At 67.8% G+C, this 25,333-nt stretch carries 25 protein-coding genes; 9 read left to right on the top strand and 16 right to left on the bottom strand.

Translation table 11 applies throughout. The features are described 5' to 3' along the window. Positions 1–136: 136 nt before the first annotated feature. The gene (gene dapD, locus ACFOLG_RS06660) at positions 137–958 is read right to left on the bottom strand and encodes a 2,3,4,5-tetrahydropyridine-2,6-dicarboxylate N-succinyltransferase (RefSeq protein WP_386090039.1); all 822 of its coding nucleotides are present in this window, start codon (positions 956–958) and stop codon (positions 137–139) included. A gap of 53 nt (positions 959–1,011) precedes the next feature. Continuing rightward, a complete protein-coding gene (gene dapC / locus ACFOLG_RS06655; RefSeq protein ID WP_386089870.1) occupies positions 1,012–2,193 on the bottom strand; it encodes a succinyldiaminopimelate transaminase in 1,182 nt (393 codons plus the stop codon). A 58-nt stretch (positions 2,194–2,251) separates the two neighbouring features. On the opposite strand from dapC, the gene ACFOLG_RS06650 reads away from it, so the two are divergent. The 5 genes from ACFOLG_RS06650 to ACFOLG_RS06630 all read left to right on the top strand — a co-directional run bounded on the left by ACFOLG_RS06650 (position 2,252) and on the right by ACFOLG_RS06630 (position 5,396). After that, on the top strand, positions 2,252–3,166 hold the full coding sequence (locus ACFOLG_RS06650; protein WP_386089867.1) for a DMT family transporter: 915 nt from the start codon (positions 2,252–2,254) through the stop codon (positions 3,164–3,166). Positions 3,167–3,303: 137 nt separating this feature from the next. Then, complete coding sequence (locus ACFOLG_RS06645; RefSeq protein ID WP_386089865.1) at positions 3,304–3,624, top strand: ArsR/SmtB family transcription factor; 321 nt, start codon at positions 3,304–3,306, stop codon at positions 3,622–3,624. 14 nt (positions 3,625–3,638) lie between these two features. After that, positions 3,639–4,217 carry an ArsI/CadI family heavy metal resistance metalloenzyme gene (locus ACFOLG_RS06640; protein WP_449369281.1) on the top strand — a complete coding sequence of 193 codons (579 nt, stop codon included), beginning with the start codon at positions 3,639–3,641 and terminating at the stop codon, positions 4,215–4,217. Continuing rightward, the gene (locus ACFOLG_RS06635; protein WP_386089862.1) at positions 4,210–4,704 is read left to right on the top strand and encodes an arsenate reductase ArsC; all 495 of its coding nucleotides are present in this window, start codon (positions 4,210–4,212) and stop codon (positions 4,702–4,704) included. Before ACFOLG_RS06640 ends, ACFOLG_RS06635 begins: the two co-directional genes overlap by 8 nt. Further along, the gene (locus ACFOLG_RS06630) at positions 4,701–5,396 is read left to right on the top strand and encodes an aquaporin (RefSeq protein ID WP_386089860.1); all 696 of its coding nucleotides are present in this window, start codon (positions 4,701–4,703) and stop codon (positions 5,394–5,396) included. Before ACFOLG_RS06635 ends, ACFOLG_RS06630 begins: the two co-directional genes overlap by 4 nt. Here the strand turns inward: ACFOLG_RS06630 and ACFOLG_RS06625 are convergent. From ACFOLG_RS06625 to ACFOLG_RS06595, 7 genes are all read right to left on the bottom strand, one after another. Further along, positions 5,378–6,103: a substrate-binding periplasmic protein gene (locus ACFOLG_RS06625; RefSeq protein WP_386089857.1), complete on the bottom strand. Its 726-nt coding sequence runs from the start codon at positions 6,101–6,103 to the stop codon at positions 5,378–5,380. The genes ACFOLG_RS06630 and ACFOLG_RS06625 overlap by 19 nt on opposite strands. A 64-nt stretch (positions 6,104–6,167) precedes the next feature. After that, on the bottom strand, positions 6,168–6,710 hold the full coding sequence (locus tag ACFOLG_RS06620; protein ID WP_386089855.1) for a hypothetical protein: 543 nt from the start codon (positions 6,708–6,710) through the stop codon (positions 6,168–6,170). A 3-nt stretch (positions 6,711–6,713) separates the two neighbouring features. After that, complete coding sequence (locus tag ACFOLG_RS06615; protein ID WP_386089853.1) at positions 6,714–6,917, bottom strand: SlyX family protein; 204 nt, start codon at positions 6,915–6,917, stop codon at positions 6,714–6,716. Between the two features lie 73 nt (positions 6,918–6,990). Beyond that, positions 6,991–8,274 (bottom strand): Na+/H+ antiporter family protein, encoded by a 1,284-nt coding sequence (locus tag ACFOLG_RS06610; RefSeq protein WP_386089851.1) that lies wholly within the window; start codon positions 8,272–8,274, stop codon positions 6,991–6,993. A gap of 176 nt (positions 8,275–8,450) precedes the next feature. Beyond that, positions 8,451–10,079, bottom strand: a complete 1,629-nt coding sequence (locus tag ACFOLG_RS06605; RefSeq protein WP_386089849.1) for a methyl-accepting chemotaxis protein — start codon at positions 10,077–10,079, stop codon at positions 8,451–8,453. A 145-nt stretch (positions 10,080–10,224) separates the two neighbouring features. Beyond that, complete coding sequence (locus tag ACFOLG_RS06600) at positions 10,225–10,692, bottom strand: outer membrane lipoprotein (RefSeq protein ID WP_386089847.1); 468 nt, start codon at positions 10,690–10,692, stop codon at positions 10,225–10,227. Between the two features lie 111 nt (positions 10,693–10,803). Further along, positions 10,804–11,745, bottom strand: coding sequence for a LysR family transcriptional regulator (locus ACFOLG_RS06595; RefSeq protein WP_386089845.1), 942 nt, complete (start codon positions 11,743–11,745; stop codon positions 10,804–10,806). Between the two features lie 84 nt (positions 11,746–11,829). On the opposite strand from ACFOLG_RS06595, the gene ACFOLG_RS06590 reads away from it, so the two are divergent. Beyond that, positions 11,830–13,245, top strand: coding sequence for an MFS transporter (locus ACFOLG_RS06590; RefSeq protein WP_386089843.1), 1,416 nt, complete (start codon positions 11,830–11,832; stop codon positions 13,243–13,245). A gap of 53 nt (positions 13,246–13,298) precedes the next feature. Here ACFOLG_RS06590 and ACFOLG_RS06585 read toward each other — a convergent pair whose 3' ends face one another. After that, positions 13,299–13,694 (bottom strand): acyl-CoA thioesterase, encoded by a 396-nt coding sequence (locus ACFOLG_RS06585; protein ID WP_386089841.1) that lies wholly within the window; start codon positions 13,692–13,694, stop codon positions 13,299–13,301. A gap of 113 nt (positions 13,695–13,807) precedes the next feature. Then, positions 13,808–14,596 (bottom strand): class I SAM-dependent methyltransferase, encoded by a 789-nt coding sequence (locus tag ACFOLG_RS06580; protein ID WP_386089839.1) that lies wholly within the window; start codon positions 14,594–14,596, stop codon positions 13,808–13,810. Positions 14,597–14,692: 96 nt separating this feature from the next. On the opposite strand from ACFOLG_RS06580, the gene ACFOLG_RS06575 reads away from it, so the two are divergent. Next, positions 14,693–16,915 (top strand): DNA internalization-related competence protein ComEC/Rec2, encoded by a 2,223-nt coding sequence (locus ACFOLG_RS06575; protein WP_386089836.1) that lies wholly within the window; start codon positions 14,693–14,695, stop codon positions 16,913–16,915. Here the strand turns inward: ACFOLG_RS06575 and ACFOLG_RS06570 are convergent. From ACFOLG_RS06570 to ACFOLG_RS06555, 4 genes are read right to left on the bottom strand one after another with little or no spacing between them, the layout of a single operon-like run. After that, positions 16,885–17,793 (bottom strand): response regulator, encoded by a 909-nt coding sequence (locus ACFOLG_RS06570; RefSeq protein WP_386089834.1) that lies wholly within the window; start codon positions 17,791–17,793, stop codon positions 16,885–16,887. The two genes, ACFOLG_RS06575 and ACFOLG_RS06570, sit on opposite strands and share 31 nt — an antisense overlap. Positions 17,794–17,795: 2 nt before the next feature. Next, the gene (locus ACFOLG_RS06565; RefSeq protein WP_386089832.1) at positions 17,796–20,348 is read right to left on the bottom strand and encodes an ATP-binding protein; all 2,553 of its coding nucleotides are present in this window, start codon (positions 20,346–20,348) and stop codon (positions 17,796–17,798) included. Positions 20,349–20,381: 33 nt separating this feature from the next. Continuing rightward, positions 20,382–21,149, bottom strand: coding sequence for a ParA family protein (locus ACFOLG_RS06560; protein WP_386089829.1), 768 nt, complete (start codon positions 21,147–21,149; stop codon positions 20,382–20,384). A 41-nt stretch (positions 21,150–21,190) separates the two neighbouring features. After that, positions 21,191–21,700: a surface-adhesin E family protein gene (locus ACFOLG_RS06555; protein ID WP_386089827.1), complete on the bottom strand. Its 510-nt coding sequence runs from the start codon at positions 21,698–21,700 to the stop codon at positions 21,191–21,193. A 143-nt stretch (positions 21,701–21,843) separates the two neighbouring features. On the opposite strand from ACFOLG_RS06555, the gene recQ reads away from it, so the two are divergent. Both recQ and argJ read left to right on the top strand, forming a co-directional pair. Then, complete coding sequence (recQ, locus tag ACFOLG_RS06550) at positions 21,844–23,643, top strand: DNA helicase RecQ (RefSeq protein WP_386089825.1); 1,800 nt, start codon at positions 21,844–21,846, stop codon at positions 23,641–23,643. A gap of 60 nt (positions 23,644–23,703) precedes the next feature. Continuing rightward, a complete protein-coding gene (argJ, locus tag ACFOLG_RS06545) occupies positions 23,704–24,921 on the top strand; it encodes a bifunctional glutamate N-acetyltransferase/amino-acid acetyltransferase ArgJ (RefSeq protein WP_386089822.1) in 1,218 nt (405 codons plus the stop codon). A 206-nt stretch (positions 24,922–25,127) separates the two neighbouring features. On the opposite strand, the gene ACFOLG_RS06540 is transcribed toward argJ, so the two are convergent. Continuing rightward, the coding region (locus tag ACFOLG_RS06540; protein WP_386089820.1) for a hypothetical protein at positions 25,128–25,333 on the bottom strand (206 nt) is incomplete at its 5' end.

Here is a 25,333-nt window from a genome sequence, read left to right as displayed (position 1 = left end):
ACTCCCTGTTGGTATTTTATCTGCCTAGTGTGCACTGCGACAAATGCCACTGCGCTAAAACGGTAGGAAAAGTGTTACCGCGAGTGACAATTTCCCGACAAATGCACAGTCAGATCAAGCGTTTGTATGTAGTTGCTTACACGCCGCGCAGCAGATCGTTGATGCTGGTCTTGCTGCGGGTCTGCGCATCCACCTTCTTCACGATCACCGCGCAGTACAGGCTGTGGCTGCCATCCTTGGACGGCAGGCTGCCGGACACCACTACCGAGCCCGGCGGTACTTTGCCGTAGTGTACTTCGCCGGTTTCGCGGTCGTAGATCTTGGTGGACTGGCCGATGAACACGCCCATGGAGATCACCGAGCCTTCGCCGACGATCACGCCTTCCACCACTTCGGAACGGGCGCCGATGAAGCAGTTGTCTTCGATGATGGTCGGGTTGGCCTGCAGCGGCTCCAGTACGCCGCCGATGCCGACGCCGCCGGACAGGTGCACGTTCTTGCCGATCTGGGCGCAGCTGCCCACGGTAGCCCAGGTGTCCACCATGGTGCCTTCATCGACGTAGGCGCCGATGTTGACGAAGGACGGCATCAGCACGGTGTTCTTGGCCACGAAGCTGCCCTTGCGCGCCACGGCGCCCGGCACGGCGCGGAAGCCGGCATCGCGGAACTGCTGCTCGTTCCAGTCGCCGAACTTGGTGTCCACCTTGTCGAAGTAGCGGCTCACGCCATCGTCCAGCACTTCGTTGTCGCGGATGCGGAACGACAGCAGCACGGCCTTCTTCGCCCACTGGTTCACCACCCACTCGCCGTCGATCTTCTCGGCCACGCGCAGCTGGCCGTTGTCCAGCTCGCTGATCACCTGCTCGATGGCGGCTTTCAGTTCCGGCGAAACGCTGGACGGGGTGATGTTGGCGCGGTCTTCGAACGCGGCCTCGATGATGGGCTGGATCGGGTGCATGTGGTTGAGTCCTTTAGTTATATGGATCGTGGTCATGGGGGTATCCGGTTGGGTCAGCGTACAAACTGCTCGATGCGCTCGGCGGCGGCCACGCAGTCGGCCAGCGGCGCCACCAGTGCCAGGCGCACGCGGCCGGCGCCGGGGTTCACGCCGTGGGCGTCGCGCGCCAGGAAGCTGCCGGGCAGTACGGTAATGTGTTCGCGGGCAAACAGCTCGCGGGCGAAGGCGGCATCGTCGCCGCCGGGCACTTCCGCCCACAGGTAGAAGCCGGCATCGGGGCGGCTCACCGGCAATACCTGGCCGATGCGCGCGGTCACCGCGGCGAACTTGGCGGCGTAGGCGGCGCGGTTGTCCACCACGTGCGCCTCGTCATTCCAGGCGGCGATGCTGGCTTCCTGCACGGTCTGGCTCATGGCGCTGCCGTGGTAGGTGCGGTATAGCAGGAATTTCGCCAGGATGGCGGCGTCGCCGGCGACGAAGCCGGAGCGCAGCCCCGGCGCGTTGGAGCGCTTGGACAGGCTGGTGAACATCACCAGCCGCTCGTGGCCGCGGCCCAGCAGGCGCGCCGCCTCCAGCCCGCCCAGCGGCGGGGTGTCGAAGTAGATCTCGGAATAGCACTCGTCGCTGGCGATCACGAAGCCGTAGCGGTCGGACAGTGCGAACAGCTCGCGCCAGTCGTCCAGCGACATCACCGCGCCGGTGGGGTTGCCCGGGCTGCAGACGATGACGATCTGGGTGCGGCGCCAGGTTTCCTCGCTCACACTGCGCCAGTCCGGCTGGAAACGGTTGGCCGCCACGCAATTCACGTAATGCGGAACTGCCCCAGCGAGCAGTGCGGCGCCTTCGTAAATCTGGTAGAACGGGTTGGGCGAAATCAGTACCGGTTTGTCATCGCCGCGCGGGTCGATCACCGCCTGCACGAAGGAGAACAGCGCCTCGCGGCTGCCGCACACCGGCAGCACCTCGCGCGCCGGGTCCACCGTTACCTGGTAGCGGCGGGCCAGCCAGTCGGCGCAGGCGCCGCGCAGCGCCTCGCTGCCCAGCGTGGCCGGGTAGGCGGCCAGGCCGTCCAGCGCAGCGATCAGCGCCTGTTTCACCACTTCCGGTGTCGGGTGTTTCGGCTCGCCGATCGACAGGTTGATGTGGGCCTTGTCGGCCGGCGGCGTGACGCCGGCGAGCAATTGGCGCAGGCGTTGGAACGGGTACGGGTGCAGCAACTCAAGATGCGGATTCAACGCGGACTTCCTCGCGGGATTTGCGGTGCAACAAAAACAGCAATAGTAAGAAAATACAATGGATTTTGTAAAACAAAAGCTGCTCGCCGTCGGCTGTGCCATTACCACGGCGCTAGTATGGGGCCTGATGTGGTACCCGTTCCGTCACCTGCACGCCGCCGGTTTTTCCACCGCCGCCACCTCGCTGGCGGTATACGCGGTGGCCACCGTGGCCGGGGTGGCGATCTATCGCGAGGTATTCCGCCGTCAGGCGCGCTTCGAGTTCATGCTGCTGCCGCTGGCCTTGCTGTATGGCTGGTGCAACTTCGCCTACACCTGGGCGGTGGCGGAAGGCGAGGTGATGCGCGTGCTGCTGCTGTTCTACCTGTCGCCGCTGTGGAGTGCGCTGTTCTCGCGCCTGCTGCTGCACGAGCGCCTCAGCCGTATCGGCTGGCTGGTGGTGGCGATGTCGCTGAGCGGGCTGGTGGTGATCCTGTACCGCCCCGGCCTGTTTGCCGGCGACTTCTTCTCCAGCCGCGCCGACTGGCTGGCGCTGTCCGGCGGCATCAGCTTCGCCTTGGGCAATGTGCTGTCCAAGAAGGCGCATGCGTTGCCGGTGGCGCTGAAGTCGGCGATGGTGTGGCTGGGCGTGGCCGGCTGCGGGCTGGCATCGCTGCTGTGGCGCGGCCAACTTGCTGCCGAGCTGGCGCTGCTGCCGCAGCCGGAAGTGCTGCTGGTGGTACTGGCGCTGGGCTTCACCCTGCTGGCCACCAGCATCATCTCCATGCACGGGCTGTCGATTCTGCCGGCCACCCAGGTGATGACGCTGATGCTGCTGGAGTTGGTGTTCGCCGCCATTTCCGCCTATTTCCTTGCCGGCGAGGCGATGAAGCCGCAGGAATGGCTCGGCGGCCTGCTGATCGCCAGTGCCAGCCTGATGTCCGGGCATATCATTGCCAAGCCCCGGCCGGCGCCGGCAACGGCCAGCGCCTGAGTTCAGTCGACGTCGCAACCAGCCGCTCTGCCGAGCGGCTTTTTGCTGCCTGTCCGCCTGCGTCTGCCGCCGCCGGTGCTTGCCTTGTCGGTGCAGGGCGGCGATAATCGTTTCAATATTTCAATGATTATCAAAATATGGAAACGAAATCTGCCGTCAAGATGTTGGCCGCATTGGCGCAGGAAACCCGGCTGGCGGCGTTTCGCCAGCTGGTGGAAGCCGGCCCGGCCGGCCGCGCCGCCGGCGAGCTGGCCGCGGCGCTGGACTGCGCGCCGGCTACCTTGTCCTTTCATCTCAAGGAGCTGGCCAACGCCGGGCTGATCGAAGGCCGCCAGGAAGGCCGCTTCGTGATCTATGCGGCCAACTTTGCCGCCATGAACGGCCTCTTGGGCTACCTCAGCGAAAACTGCTGCCGCGGATCGGCAGCGGACGGCCTGGCCGCTGGCTGCGGCTGCTGAACAGGAGAACTGTCATGAAACGCCTGCATATTCACGTCGCGGTGGACGACCTGGCTACCAGCGTCCGTTTTTACAACGCGTTGTTTGGCGCCGCGCCGACGGTATTGAAACCCGACTACGCCAAGTGGCTGCTGGACGATCCGCGCGTCAACTTCGCCATCAGCCAGCGCGGCGCCCCAGCCGGGCTGGATCACCTCGGCGTCCAGGCCGAGAACGGTGACGAGCTGGCCGAGCTGAAGCAGCGCATCGACGCTGCCGGCATGGCGGCGCTGACGGAAGAGGGCACCACCTGCTGCTACGCCAAATCGGACAAGCACTGGCTGCAGGACCCGTCCGGCATCGCCTGGGAGGCCTATCACACGCTGGGCAGCGCGCCCACTTACCACGACGCGCCGGCTGCCGCTGCGGCCAACCCTGACAGCTGTTGCGCGCCGGCCCCGTCGACGCTGGCCAGCGCCGACGCCTGTTGCGCCCCGGCGGCCACTAGCGCGGATGCCGGCAGCTGCTGCGCCCCAGCACCGCAAAAAGTGCAGCTGATCGCACGCAAGAACATCGAAGCCATCGTTTCCCGCGAAAGGAAAGCCCGTGACTGACAAGACCTACAACGTACTGATCCTCTGCACCGGCAACTCGGCGCGCAGCATCCTCGGCGAGGCGCTGATCAACCACCTGGGCCAGGGCCGCTTCAAGGGCTACAGCGCCGGCAGCCAGCCCACCGGCACGGTGAACCCGTATGCGCTCAAGACCCTGCAAAAGCACGGCCTGCAAAGCGAGGGCTACCGCAGCAAGAGCTGGGACGAGTTCGCCGCCCCCGGCGCGCCGCAGATGGATTTCGTGTTCACGGTGTGCGGCAATGCCGACGGCGAAGCCTGCCCGCTGTGGCCCGGCCACCCGATGCGCGCGCACTGGGGCGTGGACGACCCGGCCGGGGTTGGCCGCAACGATGAAGAAGCCATGGCGGCGTTTGCCAAGGCCTTCATGCTGCTCAAGCGCCGGGTGGAGCTGTTCATGTCGCTGCCGGTGGACAAGCTGGACGCGCTGGCGCTGCGCCAGAAGCTGCAGGAGATCGGCCAGCAATGAGTGCACGGGCTTACGTGGCGGAAGCGCTGGGCAGCGCCTTGCTGCTGGCGGTGGTGGTGGGCTCCGGCATCATGGCGCAGCAGCTGGCGGCGGGGAATGTCGCCGTGGCGCTGTTGGCCAATGCGCTGGCCACCGGCGCCGGCCTGCTGGTGTTGATCACGCTGTTGGCACCGCTGTCCGGGGCGCATTTCAATCCGGCGGTGAGCGTGGTGATGTGCTGGCGCGGCGAGCTGCCGCGCCGCCGGCTGCTGCCGTATTTCGGCTGCCAGCTGCTGGGCGCGCTGGCCGGGGTATGGCTGGCGCACGCCATGTTCGGCCTGCCGCTGTGGCAGCTGTCGCAGCATGCGCGCCATGGTTGGCCGCAGTGGCTGGCCGAGGTGGTGGCCACCGCCGGCCTGCTGCTGACGATACTCGGTGGCGTGCGGCATGCGCCGCAGCGGCTGCCGCTGCTGGTGGCGCTGTACATCGTGGCGGCGTACTGGTTTACCGCCTCGACCTCGTTCGCCAACCCGGCGGTGACACTGGCGCGCAGCCTCACCGATACCTTTGCCGGCATCCGCCCGCAGGATGTGGCCGGCTTCATCGCCGCCCAGTTGCTCGGCGCCGCGCTGGGCGGCGGGCTGGGCAGCTGGCTGTTTGCCGCACCGGCGGCGCAGCCGGACGCGGCGCGCGTTTACGGCGCCACGCCGTAGCGACGCAGAATGCGCAGGTAGTCGCCGGATTGCCGCAGCATGGTCATGCCCAGGTTGAACTCGGTCTGCAGCATGCCGCCGTCCGGGTGGCGCTTGCTGAAGCCGATGTACAGCGGCATCGCCTCCACCGCCGGCTCCTGCCAGCACAGCCGGGAGGCGGTCTTGTCCAGCTGCTGCTCTTGCAGGTAGCGGCCAACCTCGCGGTCCATCAGCGCCAGTTCCAGCCGGTTGGCGGCCAGTTTCTTCAGGTTGATCAGGTCGTCGTCGGCGTCGATGCCGCGCAGGCCGGCCTGCTCGAAGCTGTCCGGGTTCTTGTAGCCGCGCACGGTACCGATGCGGTAGCGCTGCAGCATGGGCAGCGACGATACGTCGATGGGGCGGTCGCAGCGGGCGTAGAAGCCGACGGTGGTGCTGAACAGCGGCAGGCTGTAGAACAGCCGCTCGGCGCGTTCCGGCGAATACCACAGCGCCAGCACGCCGGCAAAGCGGCCGTCCTGCGCGCCGGCCAGCGCGCGCGCCCACGGGCGGAATTCCACCCGCAGCTGCAGCCCGCGCTGGGCAAAGGCGGCGCGCGTCAGCGCCACCATCACCCCGTCTTCCGGCTGGGCGGTGCTGGTGTAGGGCGGGAACTCGGTGGCGGTCAGCACCACCTGGCGGGCGGCCAGGCACACCGGGCTGAGCAGCAGTAACAGGAGCAGGGATTTCATGGCAGGTCGGCGTTCAGGCAGCGTTCAGCATAGGCAATGCTCGGCGCGCTTGTCGAGCGGGTGATCATTCCTCCCACGGCCACCAGGCCGGGGGCGGTTGCAGCAGTTTTTCCGGGTACTGCGCAAACAGGTTGGCCGCCAGCCGCTGCGGCTGCTGCACGCCGTGCTCTTCCAGCCACTCGTCCAGCGCCTCGCTCTGCTCGTGCCGTGCCAGCAGCCGGTACAGCAGCGCCCAGTCCTCGGCGTAGCACCACGGCAGGCCGTCGGCCAGCTGCAGCGCGCCGGCATCGAACGGCCAGCGATAGCTGCCCTTGTCCAGTTTGATAGTCAGCTCGGCGCTCAGGTCCACGCACAGGCCATCGCCGACGTCGAAACGGGCGAAGTGCGGCGTGCCGAACGGCGGCTGCGGCGACGGCGTGATGTCACTGCCGCGCGTGGCCAGCACCGCGCGCACGGCGGCAAAATCGGCGGCGGTGGTGACCAGGTTCAGGTCGCGCGGCTGTTCCACCAGCCCCAGCTGTTGCAGCAGCGTGCTGCCGCCAATGGCCCAGCAGTGGCCGGCCAGCGCCGGCGCCAGCGCGCGGGCAAATTCCAGTGGTGTGGTCATGGCTTAGTAGTGGGGCGGGATGTCGTCGCGCAGCGAGCCGTGGCCGTCCTGCTGGTTGCCGGCCTGCTGCAGGCGGTACAGGTGGCGCAGCTGTTCCTGCAGCAGGTCGAGCTGCTGCTGCTGGCGCACCACGGTCAGGTTCAGCGCGTCCAGCAGTTCATCCTGCAGCGCGACCTTGATTTCCAGTTCGGTAAGGCGGGAGTCCATAGCGGTTCCTTGCGGGGTCAGCGCGCATTGTAGGGCAATGTTGGCCGCATGGCTGCGGCCAACATGTACAGGCTTACAGCACCAGCGCCGCCAGCCAGCCGGCGGCCAGCAACGGCAGGTTGTAGTGCAGGAAGGTGGGCAGCACCGTGTCGCGCATGTGGTCGTGCTGGCCGTCCACGTTCAGGCCGGCCGTGGGGCCGAGGGTGGAGTCCGACGCCGGCGAACCGGCATCGCCCAGCGCGCCGGCGGTGCCGATGATGGACACCGTGGCCAGCGGCGAGAAACCCAGTTGCAGGCACAGCGGCACGTAGATGGCAGTGAGAATCGGCACGGTGGAAAACGACGAGCCGATGCCCAGCGTCACCAGCAGCCCCACCAGCAGCATCACGAACGCCGCCGCCGCGCGGCTGTGGCCGAATAGCTCGGCGGAGGCCGCCACCAGCGGGCCGATCTGCCCGCTGGCCTGCAGCACCTCGGCAAAGCCCTGCGCGCTGATCATGATGAAGCCGATCATCGCCATCATCTTCATGCCCTCGCCGAACACATTGTCCGCCTCGTGCCAGCGCACCACGCCGCTGGCCAGGAACAGCAGGAAACCGGCCAGCGCGCCCAGCAGCATCGAATCGCTGTACAGCTGCACCGCGAACGCCGCGGCGATGGCCACCACGGCGGTCCACAGCGCGCGCGGGCGGATCTTGCTGCGGGTGCGCTCCACGTTCTCGATGCGGCCAAGGTCGTAGTGGCGCGGCTTGCGGTAGCTGACGAACACCGCCAGCAGCAGCCCGGCCAGCATGCCGGCGGCCGGGATCGCCATCGCCTGCATCACGTTGACGCCGCGCACATCCATGCCGGCCTTGGCGATATTGCCCAGCAGGATCTGCTGCAGAAAGATGTCGCCAAAACCGACCGGGAACAGCATGTACGGTGTTACCAGGCCGAAGGTGAGCACGCAGGCCACCAGGCGGCGATCCAGCTGCAGCCGCGCCATCACGTACAGCAGCGGCGGCACCAGCAGCGGGATGAAGGCGATGTGGATCGGCACCAGGTTCTGGCTCATCACGCTGACGGTGGCCAGCAGCAGGATCAGCAGCCATTTCAGCCGCGTCTTGCCGCCGCCGTGCTGCAGCTGGCGCACCGCGACATCGGCCAGCGCGTGCGGCAGGCCGGACTTGGCGATGGCCACGGCGAAGGCGCCCAGCAGCGCGTAGGACAGCGCCACCGAGGCACCGTTGGCGATGCCCTTGTTGAAGGCGGCCAGGGTCTGCGCCAGATCCATGCCGGCCAGCAGGCCGGCGCTCAGCGACGCCAGCAGCAGGCTGATGACGACATGCACACGCGCCAGCGACAAGGCCAGCATCAGGAGAATAGCAACGGGTATCGCGATCATTTGTATAGACAAAGTTATGATTTGCCAGGGAAAAAAGGGCGCGAGGATAGCGGCAGACGGTGGGCTTGTCGAGCCGGCCACGGGGTGAAACGACGCCGCCCGCCGCGGTGGCGGCGGGCGGAGAGGGCGGGCGGCGGCGCGGCGGCTCAGACCTGGAAGCGGGCGACCATTTTCTCCATGTCCGCCACCACGTCCTTCATCACGCTGGAGGTGGCGGCGGCATGGTGCGCGATGTGGGTGACGTTCTCGGAGTGGTTGACCACCACCTCGATGCGCTGCGCCACCTCGGTGGAGGCGATCGACTGCTGCCGCAGCGCGCTGCTCAGCCGGTCGACGATGCTGGCCACCTGCTGCGACAGCTGGCGCAGCTGCGCCAGGGCGTCGCCGGCCAGCTGCGCATTGCTCATGCTGTCGTTGGCCAGGCTGACGCTGTTGCCCACCTCCTGCACCACCTCGCCGGTGGCATGCTGGATGGCGCTCACCATCTGCACGATCTCGCTGGTGGACTGCGCGGTGCGCTCCGACAGCTTGCGCACCTCGTCGGCCACCACCGCAAAGCCGCGGCCGTGCTCGCCGGCGCGCGCCGCCTCGATGGCGGCGTTCAGCGCCAGCAGGTTGGTCTGGTCGGCAATGTCGCGGATCACCGCCACGATGCTGGAAATGCGCGCCGATTCCTGCTGCAGCTGGGCGATGCGCTCGGCGGCCGACATCACCACGCGGGTGACCTCGCGCAGCTGGCCGATCAGCCCCTGCAGCACGTCATGGCCCTGGCTGGCCTGCAGGTCGGAGCTGTGGGTCAGCTCGGCGGCTTCCACCGTGCTGTCGGCGACGTGGCTGATCGAGGTGGTCAGCTGCTCGGCGTTGGCGGCAATGCCGGCGGCGGCCTCGCTTTGCAGGTCCACCGCCTGCTCCATGCGCAGCACCGAGTCGTTGAGATCCAGCGACGACTGCCGCAGCGAGTCGGCATTGCGGCGGGTGCCCTGCATGGTTTCGCGCAGCGCCTGCTGCATGTCCGCCATCGCCTGGATCAGTTTGCCGACTTCATCGCGGCTGCCGGCCGGCAGCGCACTGCGCAGGTCACCGCCGGCAATGCGCCGCGCCGCCGCCACGGTGTCCGCCAGCCGGCCGGCAATGCGCCCGGCCATCAGCAGCGATAGCAGCAGCGCCAGCGCGATGCCCAGCAGCAGCGCGATCAGGCTGTTGCGGATACTGCTCTGCGCCGCCGCCTGCGCCCGTTCGCCGGCCGCCTGCGCACTGGCGGCATTGAGCTTGCTCAGCGCGTCGGTGTGGTCGCGCAGCGCGTTGGCGCGCTTCACCCATTCGCCCTTGCGCAGCGCCTGCGCGGCGTCTTCCTGGCCGCTGCCGCGCAGCGAGATCGCCTGCGCCACCGCGGCCTTGTAGTCCGCCGCCGCCTGCACCGCCTGCTGGAACACCTGGCGCTCCTCGTCGTTGCCGATCAGCGGCTGGTAGGCCTGGAACGCCTTGCCCAGCGAGCCGTCCAGCTCGTCCATCGACTTGCTCAGCTTGGCTTGTTCTTCCGGCTGGCTGGCCAGCATGTATTCCAGGCTGCGCACCCGGTAGCGCAGCCGCAGCTGGCTGATGTCGGCCACCGCCTGCAGCGAGGGCAGCGCGGTGTCGGTGATGGCGCGGGTATCCTGGCTGATATCGCGGATCTGCCACAGGCAGTAGAGGATGGCCAGCACCAGGATGCCGCCGCTGCCCAGGAAGTTGACCAGGAACTTGGCGCGCAGCCCAAGGTTGTCGAGAAATCGCATGTGGCTCTCCTCTGTGTTCTGCATGGTGCAGCCAGTATAGGCAGCACCATGGCATGGCGCTGGCAGAGGCGAGCGGCAAAGGTTGGCCGCAAATGACAATGCCGCCGGGCGGGGCCGGCGGCATCGGGTACGGCGGGGGCGCTGCTTACATCGGCAGCACGCGGGCGGTGCCGTTGCCGGTGATCACCTTCACGCGCTGGCCGACGCTGATGGCCACGTCGGCTTCCTGCACGATGGAGATGGTGCGGCCCTTGTCGGTGTGGATGGTCAGCTCGTAGGCGTCCTTGGTGGCGCCACGCTGCATGGATTGCGCCGCTACGCCGCCGACCATGGCGCCGATCACCGCGCCGGCGGCGGAACCGCGGCCCTGGCCGATGCTGCTGCCGGCGATGCCGCCCAGCGCGGTGCCGCCCAGGGTCAGCAGATCATTCTTGTCGCCTTCCATCTTCACGACCTTCACATCCAGCACCTTGCCGTATTCCACTTCCTGGATCTGGCGCATGTCGGACTTGCTGTACACGGCGGCGGATTCGGAGCCGTACATATTGGCGCAGCCGCCCAGCAGGGCAACAGACAGCAGGGTCAGCGTGGCGGTGGCGAGACGGGTGCTCATGGTGGTGTTCCTGTAGAAATAAGCTGACAGTGATTTGACCATATTCACGGCCGGCAGGTTGCGCTATCTGCGTGACACTTTGTGACCGCGTGTGACCTGGCGCCGGTGGCGCTAGTCGGCGGCGAACAGCCGGGCGAACTGCGTCAGCAGCAGCTCGCGCAGGTAGCGGTGCAGCGGGTTGCCGTCGTTGCGGCGGTGCCACACCAGGTCGATGCGGATGCGCACGTCGGCCGGCAGCGGCACGCTGCGGATATCGCCCTGCTGGCGGAACAGCGGCAGGTACAGCGTGGGCTGGATCGACAGCAGCGGCGCCTGCTGCAGGATGTGGCCGATGGCCATCAGGCTGGCCGACAGCGCCACGATGTGGCGGCTCAGTCCGTGCTGGGCGAACAGGTGGTCCACCACCCCGGCGGCGGTGCCGCGGTAGCTGCTGACTACCTGTTCCACCGCTGCCAGGTCGGCCAGCGTCGGCGTGGCCGGCAGGCTGAGCCGGCTGGGCGCGTACACCGCGCTGAAATCGGTCTCGCGCAGCGTCAGCCGGCTGTGCCAGTCGTGCAGCGGCAGCGGCGCGGCGGTCAGCAGCAGGTCGACGTCGTCGTTGTCCAGCGCCGCCAGCTGCTGCTCGATCTCCAGCAGCTGCGAGCGCAGCTGCACCCCCGGCGCCTGCTGGCGCAGGGCGGCGATCAGCGACGGGTACAGCATCGCCTCCATGCCGTCCGGCGCCGCCAGGCGGAAGCTGGCGTTGGCCGCCGCCGGGTCGAAGGCCGCCGGCGCCGCCAGCAGCTGCCGCGCCTGCTGCAGCCAGTCGCGCACCGCCGGCGCCAGCTGCTGCGCGCGGGCGGTGGGCTGCATGCGGTTGCCGCTGCGCACGAACAGCGGGTCGTCCAGCAGCAGCCGCAGCCGCGCCAGCGCATGGCTCATCGCCGGCTGCCCCAGGTACAGCCGTGCCGCGGCGCGGCTGACATGGCGCTCCTGCATCAGCGCGTCGAACGCCACCAGCAGGTTGAGGTCCAGCCGCCGCAGCTCGTCGTGATGGAAATCGAATTCATTCATGAGCTGTATGTTAACAATCGATTTCCATGATGGTAAGGCGCTTGCCGATAATGCCAGTGTTGCCGTTGCCCCTTGTCCGTCGCCATGTCTACGCCCTCGCTGTTTGCGCCGCCCTACACGCGGCATCACCTCGCCATCGCCCTGATCGTGCTGCTGGAATACCTGCAGAGCGTGATGGTGGCGTTCGGCTCCCACGCCGTCAGCCTGGGGGTGGGCGCCACGCCGCAGCAGTTCAGCCTGGCGGCCGCCTGCTACGCCGCGGTGGCGGTGCTGATGATACTCAGCCACCGCTGGTGGGTGCAGCGGCTGGGCTATCGCAGCATGCTGCGCTGGTCGCTGCTGGCCTTCGGTGGCGGCGCGCTGCTGTGCGCGCTGGCCAGCACGCCGCAGCTGTTCATCGCCGCGCGCATGGTGCAGGCGCTGGGCGGGGCGGCGTTCTTCACCGCCTCGCGGGTGCAGATCATGCATTACCGTGGCCCGCAACGGCTGCAGGCGATGCTGTTCCTGCCCGGCGGCATCATGCTTGGCTCCGGGCTGGCGCCGCTGCTGGCGGCGTTGCTGCTGGCGCTGGCCGGCTGGCAGGCGCTGTTCCTGGTGATGCTGCCGCTGGTGTGGCTGACCGACTACCTGGTGCGCCGCGCGGTGCCGGAGCACGAGCCGGTGGAAAACGAGCGTCCGGACCGGCTGCACCCGTGGGCGATTGCTTTGCTGGCAGCCGGGGTGTTCCTGCTGCAGTTCGTGCTGGAGCGCGCGCGGTTCGAACTGTGGACCCACGGCGCGTTGCTGTGGGCGCTGGGCGCTGTGGCCTGCCTGCTGCTGTTGCTGTACCTGCGCCACGAATGGCGCCGCCGTTCGCCGCTGGTGCCGTACCGCCGCTTTACCAGCGAGCGCTACCTGTGGGGCATGGCGGTGTATGGCGTCGGCTACCTGGTGGTGTCCGGCTGCGGCTATGTGCTGCCGCTGTACATGGCGCAGGGGCTGGGCATGGATCAGCTGCACAGCGGGCTGTGGCTGGGCCTGAGCGGCCTGCTGGCGCTGCCGTTCGCCATCCTGCACCTGCAGCTGATGCTGCGCTGGCCGGATGTGCGCCGCTACCTGTTTGCCGGCGCCTTGTTGCTGGCGGCGGCGGCGCTGCTGCTGGCCAACATCACCCACGCCAGCCCGGGCTGGCTGCTGCCGGCCGGGCTGTTCCTGCTGCACAGCCTGTTCATGCCGTTCTTCCTCGGCACCACCGCGGCGGCCACCTTCAGCCAGGTGGACGAGACGGTGTTCAGCCATGCCTACCAGGTGAAGAACGCCATGCGCGAGGTGGCCAATGCGGTGGGGCTGTCGTGGGGGGTGATCATCATGCAGCAGCGCAGCATGGCGCATGCGGCGGAGCGGCCGGCGGCGGAGTCGGCGCAGCTGGTGCTGCAGTCCGGGCATGATTTCTTCTGGCTGCTGGTGCTGCTGGCGCTGGCGTTGGCGCTGCTGCTGCGCCTGCAGCGGCGTTTCGTGTAGCCAGAAAAAATGCGGCCAACGTTGGCCGCATTTTTCATGGTGCTAGCTTGGCATCAGGCCATCAGGCTGGCGGCGAATTCGGCCGGAATCGCCGGCCGGCCGCGCTCGTTGATGGCGGTGCCGATGATCAGCCCTTCCAGCACCACTTTCTGATCGGCGAGGCGGATCACCTGCTGGCGGAAGCCGAAGCGCACTTTCGACACCGCCTCGAACGCCACCGTCACCACGAACTGGTCGCCGCTGGTCAGCGACGCCTTGTAGTCCAGCTCGGAGCGCACCACCACCAGGTTGATGTGCTGCCGCGCCAGCTCGGCAAAGTCGATGCCTTTTGCCAGCAAAAACTCGTGGCGGGCGTGCTCCAGGTAGTTGAAGTACACGCCGTTATTGACGATGCCCTGCATATCGCATTCGTAATCACGCACCTTGAATTCAACGGCAAAAACAGACATCAGCGGCTCCATCGGCTGGTTACTGGATAAGTCGCGGGCGGCTGCGCGCCCGCATCACGGGGTAGGGAGTGTAGCGCAGCCGGGCGCTGGCCGGCGGTGCAAGCTTGGCCGCCTCAGCCTTGCGGCCGCAGCGCCTTGATCACGTACAGGTCGAAGCGGGTGGATTTGCCGTCCAGCACCACCGACGGCTTGACGCCGGCGATGGCGGCGCCGCGCTGCGGCCGCTTCACCACCACGCGCACGGTGGCGGCGGCGATGGCGGCGGCCAGCAGCTCGCTGCTGTCCAGGTCGTCGCCGATCACCTGCTGGAACGCCTGCATGCCTTTCTTGGCGGCGGCGCTTTTCTTGTCGGTGTCGGGGAACATCGGGTCGACGAACACCACTTCCGGCCGCTGCGCCGCCGGCAGCTCGGCCTGCGCCGCCAGCCAGCTGCGGGCGTCGGCGTGCACCAGCGTCATGCGGGCGGCGATGTCCATGGTGTCCGGGTGCCAGCGCGCGCGCTCCAGCGCATCGAACAGCAACGCCGCCGCCACCGGCGAGCGCTCCAGCAGGGTGACCTGGCAGCCCAGCGTGGCCAGCACGAAGCTGTCGCCGCCCAGGCCGGCGGTGGCGTCCACCACCCGCGGCAGTTCTTTCGCCCCTTTCAGGCCGATGGCCTTGGCCACCGGCTGGCCGCGGCCGCCGCCCTGTTCGCGGCGGTGCTTGGCAGCGCCTTCGACGAATTCGGCATACACCGCGCCGTGCTTGCCGCTGGTGAGCAGCTCCAGCCGCTCCGGCCCCAGCTCCAGCCAGTAGCCGTCGGTCGGGCGCTGGGTCAGCAGCGGCAGCGCAAAGCGCGCGGCCAGTTGTTGCGCGTGGTCGCGGCGTGCCGGTTCGGCGCAGTAGAGCGGGGTAGCAGTCATCGGGCGGTGTCCTTGCAAGTGGCGGCGAAGATACGGCAAGCGCGCGGCGGCGGCAATCTGCTGGTCACTTCAATGCCTATTGCATAGCATGTCGGCATGGAAAAACTCGTCGCCTTCTGCCTCGGGCTGCTGCTGGCGGTCTGGCTGCCGCAAACGCCGGACTGGCACCTGCTGCTGGCGCTGCTGATCGCCGCCAGGCCGCTGTGGTGGCGGCGGCGTCTGCCGCTGCTGCTGGCCGTGCTGCTGCTGGGCATGGCCTATGCCGGCTGGCGCATCGAGCTGCGCCACGACGGGCGGCTGCCGGCGGCGCTGGAAGGCGTGCCGCTGCAACTGAGCGGCACGGTACGCGGCCTGCCGGATCCGGGCGAATTCGGCGTGCGCTTCCGTTTGGTGCCGGACGCGGCGGAGCAGGCGCGCTTGGCGCTGCCGCCGCTGCTGGAGCTGAACGATTACGCCAAGCGGCCGTGGCCGCCGGGCAGCCGCTGGCAGCTGCAGGTGCGCCTGCGCCAGCCACGCGGCACGGCCAACGTGGCCGGTTTCGATGCCGGCCGCTGGTACTGGAGCGAGGGCGTGCTGGCCAGCGGCAGCGTCGGCAAGGGCCGGCAGGCGCTGCCCGCCGCCAGCGGTTTCTGGCCGTGGCTGGATGCCAGCCGGCAGCGGCTGGTGGTGCGGCTGAACGCGGCGATCGGCCCCGGGCGCGACGCCGCGCTGGTGGCGGCGCTGGCGGTGGGCGCACAGCAGGGCATTGAGCGGCGCGAGTGGCAGGCGCTGGCGGCGACGGGCTTGACGCACGCGGTGAGCGTGTCCGGGCTGCACATCACCCTGCTGGCCGGGCTGGTGTTGTGGCTGCTGCGCCGCCTGCTGCAACGTTGGCCGCAGTGCCAGCCGCAGCGGCTGGCGCTGCTGGGCGGCATGCTGGCGGCGCTGGCCTACGCGCTGCTGGCCGGTTTTTCGGTGCCGACGCAGCGCACGGTGTGGATGCTGGCGGCGAGCACCGTGGCGCTGTGGCGCTGGCGCAGCCTGTCGCCGTGGCAGGTGTGGCTGGCGGCGCTGACGCTGGTGTTGCTGCTGGACCCGTTCGCGGCGCTGGCGGCCGGCTGCTGGCTGTCGTTCGGCCTGGTCGGCGCCTTGCTGGCGGGCGAGGTTGGCCGCCGCCGCCGGCCCGGCTACTGGCCGGCGCTGCTGGCGGCGCAGTGGCGGGTGACGCTGGCGTCGCTGTTGCCGCTGGCGCTGATGTTCGGGCAGTGGCCGCTGCTGTCGCCGCTGGCCAATGCGCTGGGCATTCCGCTGGTGTCGCTGTTGCTGACGCCGCTGGCGCTGCTGGCCGCCGCACTGCCGTGGGCCTGGCTGGCGCAACTGGCCGGCTGGGTGGCCGCCGGCTTCTGGCTCTGGGTGGACTGGCTGGCGGCCGGGCCGCAGTGGTGGTTTCCGGCACTGCCGTGGCAGCTGCTGCCGGCGGCGCTGTTGGGCACGCTGTGCCTGCTGCTGCCGCTGGCGCGCAGTCTGCGCCTGGCCGGGCTGCTGCTGTTGCTGCCCTTGCTGCTGTATCGCGCGCCACGGCCGGCGGATGGCGAGCTGGCGGTGGAGGTGATCGACGTGGGGCAGGGGCTGGCGGTGCTGCTGCAGACCGCACGGCACGATCTGCTGTTCGACACCGGCGCCGGCGACGCCGGGCGCAATGTGCTGCCGGTGCTGCGCGCGCTGGGGGCGACGCGGCCGGCGCTGATGCTGTCGCACCACGATGCCGACCACGACGGCGCCGCCGAAGGGCTGCTGGCGGTGCTGCCGGTGACGGCGCTGTGGCGCGGCCAGCCGGGCAGTGTGCCGCAACACGCCGCCACGCCGTGCCGCGCCGGACAGAGCTGGGTGTGGGACGGCGTGCAGTTCGACGTGCTGTGGCCACGGCCGGAGACGGCGGGCGACGACAACAGCCACAGCTGCGTGCTGCGGGTGGCCACCTGGCGGCAGGCGATCCTGCTCAGCGGCGATGCGCCGCAGGCGGTGGAGGAAGAACTGCTGGCGCGCTACGGCACGGCGTTACGCAGCCAGGTGCTGGTGCTGGGCCATCACGGCAGCCGCAGCGCCACGGCGGAGGCGTGGCTGGATACGGTGCAGCCGCAGCATGCCATTATCAGCGCCGGTTACCGCAACCGCTACCGCCACCCGCATCCGCAGGTACTGGCCAGGTTGGCCGCACGGCCGATCCGGCTGTGGCGCACCGATCAGCACGGCGCGTTGCAGCTGCGGCTGGGGCGGGACAGTGTGCTGCTGGCGCGGCGGACGGCGCGCTACTGGGAGGCGCCGCCGGGCGGCAGGTAGCTGATGGCGGACACCACGTTGCCGCGCTCGCGGTATTCCAGCTCGTCGAACGACAGCCGGCGCGCAATCATGATGCCGCGGCCGTGGCTGGCCAGCAGCTCGCCCGGCTCGCGGGTGAGGAAGTGCTGCCAGTCGAAACCGTCGCCCTGGTCGCGGATCACGAACTGCAGCTGGCGCGGGCTGCGTGTCAGGCTGACGCTGATCTTGCGCTGCCCCAGCACCGGGTCGGCCAGCCGTTGCTCCAGCTCGTGCTCCCATTGCTCCTGCTGCTGCAGCCGGGTTTTCTCCTCGTAGCTCACCCCCAGGTTGCCGTGTTCGATGGCGTTGACGATCAGCTCGAACAGGCCGGTGGCGACTTTTTCCGGTTCCGGGCTGGTCTTGGCCAGCAGCGCGGTGACGTGGCGTGCCTCGTGCGGGGTGCGGAAGCTGAACTCGGCGTGGTCGAGGTGCTGCAGCGCGCCGCTTTGCTGGTTGGCCAGCTCGCGGAAGTACTGGTGGCGATCCCAGTGCACGGCGGCGGCGGCCACCACCGCCAGCAGCATGTCGCGCGAGAACGGCTTGGTCAGGTAGTAGAAGGCGCCGGAGGACAGCCCTTCCTGCACGCTGGCGGCGGCGCCCACCGCGGTCTGCATGATCACCGGCAGGAACGCCAGCCGCGGCGTGGCCTTCATGCGCCGCAGCAGCTCGAAGCCGTTGAGGCCGGGCATCATCTTGTCCAGCAGTACCGCGGCGTACTGTTCGCCGTCGCGTTGCAGGATCTGCCAGGCCTCTTCGCCGTTGTCGGCGGCCACGGTCTGGTAGCCGGCATCTTCCAGCAGCTCGCCCAGCAGCTCCAGGTTGAATGGCTCGTCGTCCACCAGTAACACGCGTTTGGCCATGGTCAGTTCTCCTTGTGCGGGCCTTGTTGCCGGCGCGGCAGGCTGACGCTGAATACCGCGCCGCCGCCACTGGCATTGTGCACGCTGATGTCGCCGCCGTGGGCATGAATGATTTCACGGCAGATGGCCAGGCCGAGGCCGGTGCCGCCGGCGCCGGTCTTGGTCAGGCTGCTCTGGATGAATTTGTCGAAGATGCGCTCGCGCTCGTCTTCCGGCACGCCGGGGCCATAGTCGCGCACCTCTAGCCGTACCGGCGCCTCGCTCTCCGGACCGCTCTGGATGTCCAGCGTCACCCGCGCGCCGTGCGGGCTGAACTTGATGGCGTTGGACAGCAGGTTGCGCACCACCTGGCCGATGCGGAACGGATCCATCTCCAGCACCACCGGGTAGGCTTGCGGCACGTACAGCAGCGCGATGGCGTGCTGGTCGGCCAGGCCTTTCAGCTCGTCCAGGCAGTCGCGCACCACCTGCTGCAGGTCGCTGCGCTGCATCTGGTATTCCATGCGGCCAACTTCCATTTTCGACAGGTCCAGCAGCTCGTTCAGCAGCGCCAGTAGCCGGCTGCCGCTGTTGTGGATGCGCTCGAAATAGCGCTGCAGGCGCGGGGCGGCCACCGCGGCCTCCTGTTGCTGGCCCATTTCGGCAAAGCCGAGGATGGCGTGCAGCGGGGTGCGCAGCTCGTGCGACATATTGGCGAGGAAGTCGGTCTTGGCGCGGCTGGTCTCTTCCGCCAGGTCGCGCGCGCGGCGCAGCGCGTCCTCGGTATTGCGTTGCGCGGAGATGTCCTGGTACAGCCATACCGAGCCCAGCGCCGGCTGCCCCGGCTTCACCGCGCGGCCGTACATGCGCACCCACAGGCTGCTGCCGTTGCCGCGCTGCAGGCAGACATCGTCCTGCGACACGCTGCCGGTGTTCAGCGCCGGGTAGATGCTGCGCCCGGTGCGCTGGAAGTGCTCGTCGCTGTCGTACAGCAGGCGGGTGGATTGCTCGGCGATGTCATCCTCGCGGTAGTGGAACAGCGCCAGGAAGGCCTTGTTCACCTGCTTGAAATGGCGGTCGACGATGTAGGCCATCGCCATCGGGCTGGCATCCAGCAGCGCCGCCAGCTGGCGCGACTGGGTTTCCACCTGCTCGGCCAGGGTGTCGGTCAGCCGCAGCAGCGCGGCTTCGCGCTCCTTGCGCGCGGCGATATTGCGGCACACCACCAGGTAAAACGGCGCGGCGTTCGCCGGCAGGATCAGGCTCAGCGACAGCTCCACCTGCAGCATGAAGGCCTGGTCGCAGATCAGCAGCGCCTCGAACGGGTGGCCCAGCAGCGGCGCGACATGCTCGGCAAAGTGGCCGTGCAGCGGCGGGTACAGCTCGCTGATCAGCGCGCCGGCCGGCAGTTGCAGCAGCGCGTCCGGGGGCTGGCCGATCAGGTGCGCGGCCTCCGGGTTCACCTGCAGGACCTGGCCGTCCGCGTCGAGCAGGATCACGCCGTCGCTCTGCTGCGTCAGCAGGCTGCGGTAGCGGTCCTCGACTTCCTGCAGCGGTTTCAGCCGTTGCTGCTGGCGCGCCAGCTGGGTTTTCAGGCCGGCGTTGTTTTCCTGCAGCCGGGCGATCATGCCGCTCTGGTACTGCAGCGTCTGGCGGCCCTGGCGTGCCAGCTGCTGCGCGGTGGCGGCCAGCAGCGCCAGTGCGACCAGCAGCAGGGTGCCGGCTAGCAGGTGGCCGTGGTTGCCGTGTTCTTCCACCGGCAGCAGTTCGAAGGTGAGCTGCTGGCCGCCGATGATGCGGCTGGCGCGCAGCAGCGGCAGCGCTGGCAGCGGCAGGGTGGGGTGGCTGTCGGCCAGCAGCGGGTGGCGGCGGTCCTGGATCAGGATGCGCAGCCGCAGCTGCTCGGCGGCGGCGCCCTGGCTGTTGCCGGCCAGCAGTTGTTCCGGGTTGAGGCCGATGGCCAGCAGCAGCGGCTGCGGCCGCGCCTTGGTGGTGAAGAACAGCACCAGCCGCTGGTTGCTGCCGGTATGCAGCTGTGCCAGCGCCGGCAGGCCGTCGGCGGCAGCGCGCAGCAGGGTGGCCAGCACCTCCGGTTGCGCGCCCAGGTCCAGGTGCAGCGGCAGCGCCTGGCTGTCGTCCGGGTATTGCTGGGCGACCGGGAAGTACATCGCCCGCCTGGCGGCCGGCTCCAGGCGGTTGCCATTGAACTGGCGCAGCAGCATGCCCTGGTTCAGCTCGATATTGTCGCGCTGGCGCGGGTCGACGCGCTGGATCACCGCCAGGAAGTCAAAGGCGCTGTTGGACGACAGCACATAGGGGGCATAACGCGCAAAGCTGCCGCCGGTGCTGCCGTTTTCCGCGCTCAGCAGCAGCTCGGTGGCGGTCTGGCCGCTTTGCAGCAGCTGCAGCAGCTGCTGGTTCAGCTGCGCGAGGTGTTGCGCCGCCTGCGACAGCTGCTGGCTGCGGCGGTTGCTGTCTTCGGCCTGTTGTTGCAGCAGCATCGCCAGCAGCCATAGCCCGCCCGCCAGCAGCACGCTGGTGAGCAGCAGGGTGGCGGGCTTGAGTCGGGCCTTCATCGGCGGGGGCCGGCGCGCGTCCGCGGTGGCGGCTCAGTGTTGCGCCAGGTTGGCGTACAGCTGGCTGAACTCCTGCGCCAGTTTGTGGCGGGGGTCGAGGAACACCATCGGCAGGCTGCGTTCGTGCGATTCGCGGATCTTCACCGACGCCGACAGCGGCGGCTGTAGCACCGGGTGGCCGGCGTCGCGCAGCTCCTGCACCATGCGCACCGGCAGGCTGGCGCGCGGCTGGAACTGGTTCACCACGATGCCTTCGATCTGCAGCTCCGGGTTGTGGTCGGCGCGGATTTCGGCGGCGCTGTCCAGCAGGCCCAGCAGCGCCTGGCGCGAGAAGGTGTCGCAGTCGAACGGGATCAGGCAGCGGTTGGCGGCGATCAGCGCCGAGCGGGTGTAGAAGTTCAGCGCCGGCGGGGTGTCGATCCAGATCTCGTCGTAGCTGTGCTGGAGCTGTAGCAGGGTTTCGCGCAGCTTGAACATCTTGTAGCGCGCTTCCAGCTTGACCATCAGCTCGGACAGTTCCGGGTGTGAGGCCATCAGGTGCAGATTGTCGTGCCGGGTGGGGGCGATGAAATCCTGCGCCTGCTTTTCGAACAGGCTGATGTTCAGCATCTGGTTGAAAAAGCTGGCGGCGTTGGCCTCGGGCACCGTGCTGCTGCCGGTCAGGTAGTGGCTGGCGTTGCCCTGTGGGTCCAGGTCCAGCAACAGCACCTTGCGGCCGGCCTTGGCGGCGGCGGCGGCCAGGTTGACGGTAATGGTGGACTTGCCCACCCCACCTTTCTGATTGAATACCACCCGTCGCATGATCACCCTTTTCAAGTTGGCCGCAGCCCGCCCGTGCGTGCTCAGGCGGCGATGGCCTGTTTGCAGACGTAGTCCAGCTGCTGGAAGGAGGCCGACTGGCGCACTACCGGCATCGGTCGAATTTCGCTGTCATTATACGTGCGGCTGAGGATTTCCCGGCCGTTTTCGTCCAGCAGCTGCATGGCGGCCAGGCGGAAAGTCGAGGCGACGCAATCCACTTCCCAGCTATTGATCGACTGCTTGTGCTGCGGCGTGGCGAGGAAGTTTTCCTTCTTCGGATTGAAGATGGTCTTGCGGTCGCGGAACAGCGTCAGTGTGCCTTTGCGGCGGATGCTGAGCTTGTCGATCTCGTGCAGGATGTTGCCGTTGGGCGATACGCCCAGAATCACCCATTCCGCGTTGGCCACCACCGGCGGCCGGCCCTGCGGCGCCTGGCGCGAAGGCAGCTGGATCACGCCCTTGTTGGCGCTGCTCTTGCCGCCGACGCTGCTGGTGCTGGCGCAGCCGGTCAGGGCCAGCAGGGCAAGGGCAAACAGGATATAAGGCTTCATGGTCAGGCTCTGGCTGCATAAACAGCGCAAGTCTCGCATATAGGGCGGCTTCACAATAGTGTTTCTCCGAAAAGCCGCTGCCGTTGCCGGCAACGGGGCGGGCGGTTTTTGCGTACAATGGCGCCCTTCACGCGGAAAACCCGATGCAGGACGCACTCTCCCTTCTCCAGACTACCTTTGGCTACCCGGCGTTCCGGGGCATGCAGGCCGATATCATCGACCACGTCAGCGGCGGCGGTAACGCGCTGGTGCTGATGCCCACCGGCGGCGGCAAGAGCCTGTGCTACCAGATTCCGGCGCTGTTGCGCCCGGGCCTGGCGCTGGTGGTGTCGCCGCTGATCGCGCTGATGCAGGACCAGGTGGCCGCGCTGCGCGAAGCCGGCGTGGCCGCCGCCTGCCTGAATTCCGCCACCTCGCCGGACGAGGCGCGCGCCATCGCCCACTTCGCCCGCGAGGGCCAGCTCGACCTGCTGTACGTGGCGCCGGAGCGGCTGTTGTCGCCGCGCTTCCTGGAATTCCTCGCCAGCCTGCCGCAGATCGCGCTGTTTGCAGTGGACGAGGCGCACTGCGTCAGCCAGTGGGGGCACGACTTCCGCCCGGAATACCAGCAGCTGGGGCAGCTGTTCCAACGTTGGCCGCAGGTGCCGCGCATCGCGCTGACCGCCACCGCCGACGCCGAAACCCGCGCCGACATGCTGCATTTCCTGCAGCTGCAGGACGCGCGCCAGTTCGTCACCAGTTTCGACCGCCCCAATCTGTTCTACCAGGTGGTGGAGAAGGACAGCGCCAAGAAGCAGCTGCTGGCCTTCATCGAGAACGACTACCCCAGCGCCTCCGGCATCGTCTATTGCCTGTCGCGCAAGCGGGTGGACGACACCGCGCAGTGGCTGGGCGAGAACGGCATCCGCGCCTTGCCCTACCACGCCGGCATGAGCCACGACGAGCGTGACCGCAACCAGCGCACCTTTTTGCGCGAGGACGGCATCGTGATGGTGGCCACCATCGCCTTCGGCATGGGCATCGACAAGCCGGACGTGCGCTTCGTCGCCCACATCGACCTGCCGAAGAGCCCGGAGAACTTCTACCAGGAGTCCGGCCGCGCCGGTCGCGACGGCCTGCCGGCCACCAGCTGGCTGTGCTACGGCCTCAACGACATGGTGCAGCTGACGCAGATGATAGAAGGCGGCGACAGCCCGGGGCAGCAGAAGCAGGTGGAGCTGACCAAGCTGGACGCCATGCTGGGCTATTGCGAAACCGCCAGCTGCCGGCGGCAGCAGATCCTGGCCTACTTTGGCGAGGCGGCGCAGCCCTGCGGGCAGTGCGACAACTGCCTGCGCCCGCCGGCCACCTACGACGCCACCGTGGCGGTGCAGAAGCTGTTGTCCTGCATCTATCGATGCGGCCAACGTTACCCGGCCGGCCACATCATCGACGTGCTGCTGGGGCGCCCCAACCAGTATGTGCAGCAGGCCGGCCACGACCAGCTGTCCACCTTCGGCATCGGCAAGGAACTCAACCAGAAAGCCTGGCGCTCGGTGATCCGCCAGTTGGTGGCGCGCAAGCTGTTGCAGGTGGACGTGGTGCGTGGCCAGTCGCTGCTGCTCACCGACGCCTGCCGCGCCATCCTCAAGGGCGCCGAGAGCATCGAGCTGCGGCCGCTGGCCGAGGCGCGCCAGCGCCAGAGCGTGTACAGCGAACGCTGGCTGCGCACCGAGCGCGAGGAGCGCTTGTGGTCGGCGCTGCGTCGCTGGCGCAAGGCCACCGCCGACGAGCACAATGTGCCGGCCTACGCGGTATGCAATGACCGCACCTTGCAGGAACTGGTGCAGCAGCGGCCGGCAACGTTGGCCGCATTGCGGAAAGTCTATGGCCTGGGCGAATTGAAGGTGGCGCGCTACGGCGAGGCGCTGCTGGCGCTGGTGCAGGAGCCGGGCGACAGCTGAAGGTGATCGGGGCGCGGCGTTCAGTTACAATCTTGCGACATCGAATTTCGGAGAAACGTCATGCCCGTGAATCTCAAGCCTGTAGATAACAGCCAGCTCGCCGCCATCGCCGGTGTCGATCTGGCCTATGCCGAAGCCGGCATCAAGAAGCCGGGCCGCAAGGACGTGCTGGTGATTCGCCTCGACAAGGGCAACACTGTGGCTGGCGTGTTCACCCAGAACCGCTTCTGCGCCGCGCCGGTGCAGCTGTGCAAGCAGCACCTGGATGCCGGCGTGCAGATCCGCGCGCTGGTGGTGAATACCGGCAACGCCAATGCCGGTACCGGTGAATCCGGCCGTCAGCACGCCCGCGCGGTGTGCGAAACGTTGGCCGCAGAGCTGGACTGCCTGCCGGAACAGATTCTGCCGTTCTCCACTGGCGTGATCCTGGAACCGCTGCCGGTAGACAAGATCGTGGCCGCACTGCCGCAGCGCAAGGCCGCCAGCTGGGCCGACGCCGCCGAGGCCATCATGACCACCGATGTGGCGCCCAAGGCCACCAGCCGCAGCATCCAGGTCGACGGCCAGACGGTGAACATTACCGGCATCGCCAAGGGCGCCGGCATGATCCACCCGAACATGGCCACCATGCTCGGCTTTATCGCCACCGATGCGCCGGTGACCCGCCCGCTGCTGAACCAGCTGGTGAAAGAAGTGGCCGACCTCAGCTTCAACAGCATCACCATCGACGGCGACACCTCCACCAACGACAGCTTCATGCTGATCGCCACCGGCCAGAGCAATGCGCCGCGCATCGACAGCGCCACCTCTGCCGCCTACGAGCAGCTGAAGGCGGCGGTGCTGGAAGTGGCCATCGAGCTGGCGCAGGCCATCGTGCGCGATGGCGAGGGCGCCACCAAGTTCATCACCGTGCAGGTGGAAGGCGGCCGCACTGTCGCCGAGTGCAAGGCGGTCGGCTACGCCATCGGCCGCTCGCCGCTGGTGAAGACCGCCTTCTTTGCCTCCGACCCCAACCTCGGCCGCCTGCTGGCGGCCATCGGCTACGCCGGCATTGCCGACCTGGATGTCGACCGCCTGGAGATGTATCTGGACGACGTGCTGGTGGCCAAGGATGGCGGCCGCAATCCGGAATACAAAGAGGAAGACGGCCAGCGGGTGATGAAGCAGGATGAGATCACCGTGCGCGTGGTGCTGGGGCGCGGCCTGTCCAACGCCACGGTGTGGACCTGCGACTTCTCCTATGACTATGTGAAGATCAACGCCGACTACCGCAGCTGATCAGATAGTTGTTGCCAGCCCAGGCTGGCACTGTGCAAGGGCCGCATTCGCGGCCCTTTGTTTTTCATATTGACCATTCACGATAAAAAACAGCATTAAATGACCGAAATGGCACATCTGCCTCGGTGGCGCGGCCGTATTCCAGCCTCCTTTCTCCGTTTGCTCGCTGGTTAATTGAAATTTTCATTTGGTATTTTTATTTGATTTCAGGTGGTTATGTGGCGTTTGCTTGAAATGTGGCGGTTTTTGTAAAAAAACGTGTTGACGAGGTGAAATCGGCTGCGTATAGTTCGCTCCATCAGCTGACGACGCAACGAAACGAAGTCAGCACCGCTCTTTAACAAACCAAATAACCGATAGGTGTAAGTGCCTGGCAAGCCAGACACTTGCACTGCAAGAGAAAGTGACACGG

Origin of the sequence: Vogesella facilis (genome assembly GCF_042648525.1) — a bacterium.
In the GTDB taxonomy this organism is placed as follows: Bacteria; Pseudomonadota; Gammaproteobacteria; order Burkholderiales; family Chromobacteriaceae; genus Vogesella; species Vogesella facilis.
This window is presented reverse-complemented; position numbering and strand designations above follow the sequence as displayed.